At 46.7% G+C, this 3,622-nt stretch carries 2 protein-coding genes; both read right to left on the bottom strand.

Annotated elements, in window-relative coordinates; all coding sequences use genetic code 11:
• Positions 1–1,318 (bottom strand): DUF4347 domain-containing protein (locus PN499_RS23815; RefSeq protein ID WP_272035229.1); only part of this gene is annotated, 1,318 nt, incomplete at its 3' end.
• 547 nt (positions 1,319–1,865) lie between these two features.
• Positions 1,866–3,308, bottom strand: coding sequence for a DEAD/DEAH box helicase (locus tag PN499_RS23810; RefSeq protein WP_272035228.1), 1,443 nt, complete (start codon positions 3,306–3,308; stop codon positions 1,866–1,868).
• Between the last annotated feature and the right edge of the window lie 314 nt (positions 3,309–3,622).

Here is a 3,622-nt window from a genome sequence, read left to right as displayed (position 1 = left end):
CGGCGACACCTGTTGTGGGGTCTAATTTGGCGATTCTGTTACGGATGTTGGTAAAACGGCCGCCCACATAGGGGTTGCCACTGCTGTCTAGGGTGATCGCATAGACACTATTATCCGCATCCGGGTTGAAGGTAGCATTAGCAACACCAGTTGTGGGGTCTAATTTGGCGATGCTATTAAAGAATTGTCCGCCGATGTAGGAGAAATCGCCGCCCACAAATGGGTTGCCACTGCTGTCAAAGGCGATCATATTGACAATATCATTTGCATCTGGGTTGAAGGTGGCATCAGCAACACCAGTTGTGGGGTCTAATTTGGCGATTCTGTTGCGGGTTTGTCCACCGATGTTGGTAAAACTGCCCACCACATAGGGGTTGCCACTGCTGTCAAAGGCGATCGCATTGACTCCAACAGTCGCATTCGGGTTGAAGGTAGCATCGGCTACACCAGTGGTGGGGTTTAATTTGGCGATAGAGTTGCGGGCAGTGCCGCCGATATTACTGAATCCACCGCCCACATAGAGGTTGCCACTGCTGTCTATGGCGATCGATCTGACTTGATTATTCGCATTCGGGTTGAAGGCACTATCTACCGTCCCATCGCTATTCAACCGAGCTATCCTGTTACGGGTTTGTCCACCGATGGTGCTGAAACCGCCGCCGACATAAATCCAGTCATTAATAATCGCTGTACCATTGCTAGGCCCGGTAACAATACTTTCGACGTTCAGCCTTCCAGTTCCAGTGTCATTGGCTAAAACATCTATTTTTGTGGCGATTGGTGTTCCGCTAACTCCCAGGGCTTGGTTATCTGCCGTAACTGTTGGCGCTAAAGTGTAACTGTAATTAGGAACCTTCAGGGGTTGGGTTTCTATGTTCCCGATTTTTACTTCTAATTCCCAGTCTCCCCCTAATGCTTTATTGCCCGTTTTGTTATTCGATGCGGCAATATCTGCCCCTGTTAATTGATGCAGGTTTTGGATAAATTGTAATCCCGTTTCTGTGGCGGCTACATCGCAGCCATATAATAGAATCTCGCCATTTTCAGTTAGGGCATTTCCCCACTGTTTTAGCTGAGTGCTGAATTTTTCTATATTATTCCCATTGAGCCCCTCTGCACCGAGTTGTAAACTGCCTGGGCTGCCGTGTGAAAGAATATGCAGCGCTTCAATATCTTTTTGATTGGCTAAGGCGGCTGTAATTTGCTCGATACCGCTTAAATTTTGATTTAAGATCGTAATTTCAGCGCTATTAATCCCTGAAATCAAGCTTTGATAATCTTGTACAGAAGAGTCAACAAAGATAAGTTGCTTGTGCATGATTAATAACCTTGTTAGTTTTTATTAGGTATTGTCAACACTAATCAGTTTGCAGAGGGCTGTAGGCAGTAAAAATGGCGATAATTAATTTCCGTTTTTGTGCGCGGGAAATCAACAATAAAATTTGATGTTATTAGTTTATCGCTACCCAATTATCGAATTATATTAGATTTTTTACAGATGAAAACCGTAAATATACAGATAACAGCAGTACATTTACTTGAGTTTTTCTATGTAAAATTACGGAGAGGGCGAAGAAAACCTGTAATAAGAATTTACATATATTTAGCAACGTTTATGGTATAATTTCTTGGGTTTTAAGCTTAGCTAAGGTATTCTCAATTTTATATTAAATAGGAATTACACTCATGGCCCCAGAAACCGGGTTTTTGAGAAAATATGTGGATAAGGGCGAAGTATTTTCGTAAAAAACCCGGTTTCTTTGGTTGGGTGCCAAAGTCCTGGGAACTTCGGCTATAAAATGAAATAGAGACGCGATCGCTCGCATCTCTATTTCCAAAAGAATGAGCAATGCTCACCCTAAAAATTAGCTATTTTGAGTCACAGGAGCGCTCGGACTTACAGAAGTCTTAGGCCGCTTCTTGATCAACTGTGGCTTGTGAGAATCAGTTGATAGTGGTTCATCCTCTACAGCGTAATCTGACCCCATCCAAGCGGGACGACTTTGATCGAAAGTCATTTGTAAAGCCGCAGCCGCGATCGCATGAGGATCGTACTCCTCACACAACTGAGATACTAAGGGTAAGAAAGAAGCCATCCGCTCACCAGCCAGCGCTTCACGCACCTTAGCTTGCATCTTCTCCAATTGCTTACCTTCAATCTGCGATCGCGTCGGAATCGTGCGAACCGTCAGAGTTTGGCGCACGTGACGCTCTATCAAGCGCAATTTCCGGCGATCTACAGCCTGAATCAACGTAATCGCCGTCCCCTCGCGGCCAGCACGACCCGTGCGACCAATCCGGTGAACATAGCTTTCCACGCTATCGGGTAAATCGTAGTTAATTACGTGAGTCAAATCATTCACGTCCAAACCCCGCGCCGCAATATCCGTCGCTACTACCCAGCGCACCTGGCTTTGGTGGAAACGAGACAATAACCGCTCTCGTTGTGCTTGGTTTAAATTGCCGTGATATTCATCAACGCTGTGACCGGCTGCTTGCAACTGACTGGTCAATTCCGCCGCCGCCGCTCTTGTTCGTACAAAAATCAGCGCAGATTCGGGATCTTCCATTTCCAAAATCGGCTGCAAAGCTCGTGACTTCGACCAGCCACGCGGAACCATGTATACGCACTGGCGGATACGCTTCGGTGTAGCTTTTGGTTGTTCCACCGTGACGTTAATGGGCGATCGCAAATGCTTAGACACCAATTTGCGGATCGAAGCCTCCATCGTCGCGGAGAAAAATGCTGTCTGGTGATCCGCAGGTGCAGCCTCAAGGATCTTTTCCACGTCTTGGATAAAGCCCATGCTCAGCATTTCGTCAGCTTCATCCAAAACCATCCATTTCAATTGGTCTAGCTTCAGACTGCCCCGGTTGAGCATATCAATAATCCGACCAGGTGTTCCCACTACAATATGAACACCTCGGCGCAAGCGCTGCATCTGACGGTCAATTGATTGACCCCCGTACACAGTCAAAACTTGCAAAGAACGGCCTAATTTCACAGGGCCTTCGCTGAGACCGCTCAACTCGCGGATTGCCTCAGTCACTTGCAGCGCTAATTCACGAGTTGGAGTCAAAATCAGGGCTTGAACCGCAGTTACGCCAAGATCGATCCGTTCCAATATGGGCAACGAAAATGCTGCTGTTTTGCCCGTTCCTGTCTGAGCCTGACCCACCACATCGCGCCCAGCTAACAAATGAGGAATTGCTTGGGTCTGAATGGGTGTGGGTTCACTAAAGCCTAATGTCTCCAGATGGCGAATGCGCTCTTCTGAGATACCTAAGCTTTCAAACGTTAAATTCATTAATTCTCCTAGTAACGAGTTTTAGCCTTCTGAGTTGCCCAACTCGGATGCGGATTTCTGCGATAGTTGCAGGAACTCATAAGAGTTCGATATGGCGTTGCGTCTCCACGCCCGCCCGTATAATACCTTATCGAGTGCAGGGCAGCTTCGTCGAGGGGAGTAATTCACCGACTCGACAGCCGTAGCTGAATTTCTGGAATCATCACCCTCTTTTTACTGGCTGATCTAAGGATAGCGCTTTACATTCAGAAACAAAAGCTCAAAAGCATTAATTTTTTTCGACAACCCTGTATAGATTACCGCACCCCTTGGGG

Source organism: Kamptonema animale CS-326 (assembly GCF_028330895.1).
Taxonomy (GTDB): Bacteria; Cyanobacteriota; Cyanobacteriia; order Cyanobacteriales; family Microcoleaceae; genus Kamptonema; species Kamptonema formosum.
The sequence above is the reverse complement of the archived record's forward strand: the minus strand, read 5'-3'. Positions and strand labels throughout refer to the sequence as shown.

What these genes read in the sequence shown, in the direction of transcription:
- PN499_RS23810 (WP_272035228.1), bottom strand. Translation starts at nt 3,308, where the DNA reads ATGAATTTAACGTTTGAAAGCTTAGGTATCTCAGAAGAGCGCATTCGC.